1 protein-coding gene is annotated in these 865 nt (G+C 21.4%); it reads right to left on the bottom strand.

The window, feature by feature from the left end; genetic code table 11:
* Nucleotides 1-60: 60 nt before the first annotated feature.
* Entirely contained in the window at nucleotides 61-630 is a 570-nt protein-coding gene (locus CCO88_RS09600) for a helix-turn-helix domain-containing protein (protein ID WP_002840607.1), read from the bottom strand.
* Nucleotides 631-865 lie beyond the last annotated feature (235 nt).

Below are 865 nucleotides of genomic sequence, written 5' to 3'. Positions count from 1 at the left end.
ATTAGATTAATATTCTTAAAGATAAAATTGTTAATTAAAAATTAGTATTTTAGAAGTGAATCAGAATAAATCTTCTTCATTTTCTTTAGTATTATTTCTATTACTGTACTTCTTTTGTTCTGTATTAATTTTTTTAAATAAGTCAGGATCTTTAATTAGAAAGGAATCTCCTTCACCTGTAATTAAATAAACAGGATTAATACCTAAGAACTTATAAAGTTTTGTAATTATGTAGCTGTTTAATACTGTATACCCTTTTTCCATTCTCATATAAATAGCTACTGTTATGCCTAAGATTTCTGCTATACGATCTTGACTTAAATTAAGGGAAGTTCTTAAAAGTTTTAGTCTCTTTCCACAAGCTGCGTTATGAATTTTTTCTTCTTGTAAATCTTTGTTTTCTTTATCTGCATTTTTAATTTTAGCTTCTTCTTTCAATTTTTTGTAATTTTCTAAATGCTTTGCATATATTTTTTTCCATTTATAGACAGTCTGCAAAGTAATATCATATCTTGAAGCTACCACTTTAGAAGGTAAATTTTCCTCCAATTGTGTTAATAAAATATCCATTATTTGAACATAGCTTCTTTTGTTTCTTCCTTTATTGCCTTTTACAGATAATTTTTTCATTATTTTTATTTTTCCTTGTGCCTAAAATATTATTTTAATTTTATCTAAAATCTATTCGCAGAATATAATTTGATACTGTTATAAAATAGTATATATTTATATTATATATTTCTTGTTTTTATATATTTATATTATATATTTTAAAATGATTTATATGTATTTTTAGGCATTTAGTTATGTTTTATGTAATATATATTTATATTATATAAAACTATAAATTTTTAATTTTTATATG

The organism is Campylobacter coli LMG 9860 (assembly GCF_000254135.1).
Lineage (GTDB): Bacteria > Campylobacterota > Campylobacteria > Campylobacterales > Campylobacteraceae > Campylobacter_D > Campylobacter_D coli.
This window is presented reverse-complemented; position numbering and strand designations above follow the sequence as displayed.

Coding starts and splice junctions, on each gene's coding strand:
- CCO88_RS09600 (WP_002840607.1), bottom strand. CDS start 630: ATGAAAAAATTATCTGTAAAAGGCAATAAAGGAAGAAACAAAAGAAGC.